This window comes from uncultured Aurantimicrobium sp. (genome assembly GCF_936931525.1).
Taxonomy (GTDB): Bacteria; Actinomycetota; Actinomycetes; order Actinomycetales; family Microbacteriaceae; genus Aurantimicrobium.
The window spans coordinates 1-1,756 of sequence record NZ_CAKZII010000181.1 but is presented as its reverse complement, the minus strand read 5'-3'; the positions used below and the strand labels follow the sequence as shown (position 1 = coordinate 1,756).

The 1,756-nt window shown below is 55.1% G+C and carries 1 protein-coding gene and 3 tRNA genes; 1 reads left to right on the top strand and 3 read right to left on the bottom strand.

Features of this window, described 5'->3' with window-relative positions:
• Positions 1-25: 25 nt before the first annotated feature.
• The 3 genes from Q0362_RS09290 to Q0362_RS09280 form a co-directional block, all read right to left on the bottom strand.
• Positions 26-101 (bottom strand) — tRNA-Phe (locus Q0362_RS09290).
• Between the two features lie 52 nt (positions 102-153).
• Positions 154-227, bottom strand: a tRNA-Asp gene (locus tag Q0362_RS09285).
• 29 nt (positions 228-256) lie between these two features.
• Positions 257-332, bottom strand: a tRNA-Glu gene (locus Q0362_RS09280).
• Between the two features lie 159 nt (positions 333-491).
• Between Q0362_RS09280 and Q0362_RS09275 the strand changes: the two genes are divergently transcribed.
• On the top strand, positions 492-1,756 hold a 1,265-nt coding region (locus Q0362_RS09275; protein ID WP_298122805.1), incomplete at its 3' end, for a M23 family metallopeptidase.

Genomic DNA, 1,756 nt, shown 5'->3' with positions numbered 1-1,756 from the left:
GCCCCTGATATTCAGGGGCTTTCAGTGGTGGCTCCGACGGGCGTCGATCCCGTGACCTCACGATTTTCAGTCGTGCGCTCTACCAACTGAGCTACAGAGCCCTAAGCAAACTCGTCGCTTAGATGAAAAACCCTTCCGAAGAAGGGTCATCCGCGACCCTGACGGGACTTGAACCCGCGACCTCCGCCGTGACAGGGCGGCGCGCTAACCAACTGCGCTACAGGGCCTTACTTGGTAACTGAATTATTCTACATCCTGGTGACCCCAACGGGATTCGAACCCGTGTTAACGCCGTGAAAGGGCGCCGTCCTAGGCCGCTAAACGATGGGGCCAAGAAGCAGGTATAAAGCAACTACCGAAAGATAAGCATAGGGAAATTTACTGTGCTGCGCCAATCGAGGTATCCACAGGCTCGGAGAGCCTTCCCAGCTTTCTCCAAGTTCGCTTGTTACTGTCGAAGAGACCGTGCCTTTAAGCAACAGGAGATGTGAATGAAAAGCACCGAAGGAACGCCCAAGGCGTCCGTCTTGTTGCTGCGTAATTCGCGGACCTATCTGGCCATCGCTGTCATCGCGATTGCAGGCTTAGTCTCTGGCGTTGTCGTGACGCAGTCTGCATCAGCAACTGACTACCCCTCCTGGGCAGACGTGGAAAACGCTCGCGGTAATGAAGCTGCGAAGACTGCACAGATTGCCCAGATTCAAGGTCTCATTGCTTCCCTCCAAGTTGAGGTTGAAGCTGCCGTTGCAGAAGCAACGAAGAAGGGCGAAGAGTACGGTGTCGCTATGGCGAAGTTTGGTGCAGCCGAACAGACCGCTGGCCAGCTTGAAGCTCAAGCAACCAAGAGCCAAGCAGAAGCAGATGCAGCCGCCGCACAAGCGGGTCGTCTCGCTGCCCAGCTTTATCGCTCGGGTGGCAGTGACCTCAGTATGAATCTCCTGATGGAAAAGACGTCAGACGGTGCAGACAAACTGTTGAGCAAGCTCGGCAGCATGAGCAAACTCGCGGAACGTTCAAACGCAATCTATGCCTCAGCTCAGACCTCTCAGAATGAAGCTGAGTCTCTTTCTAAGCAAGCCAAGGTCGCCGTCAAAGCGCGAGAAGAACTTCGTGTTCAGGCTGAAGCAGCTTTCGCTGAAGCAACTGCTGCTCAGGAAGCCGCCCAGGCGAAACTCGCTGAAAATGAAAATCAACAGATGATCATGCAGGCACAACTTGCGGCTTTGCAAGATTCCACCGCCGCGACTGTCGCAGGTTATGAGGCAGGTGTTGCTGAGGCTGCACGTATTGCCGCTGAGCGCGCAGCTGCTGAAGCGGCAGCACGAGGAATTTCGGTTTCCGGTGCAGGTTGGACCCACCCCGTTCCCAATGCATACATCTCTAGTTCGTGGGGTCCTCGCGATAACTTCTATATTCCTGGAGCTGGTTGGACGGGTTCCTTCCACAATGCAACTGACTTAGCAGCGCGTTGTGGTTCAGACATTTATGCCGCATCAGGTGGTCGTGTTACCTATGCCGGTGCAATCGGTGGCGGGTATGGCTACATGGTTGAAATTAACCACGGTGGCGGAATTCGAACCCGTTACGGCCACGTCAGTGCTGACGGAATCGTGGTCGGCTACGGCGAGAATGTTGGACCTGGTCAGCTCATTGCTCATGTGGGAAGCACAGGCTCTTCGACTGGTTGCCACGTTCACTTCGAGGTTCACGACAGCCCCGCTTTCAACGGTATTGACCCTGAGCCCTTCATGGCAGA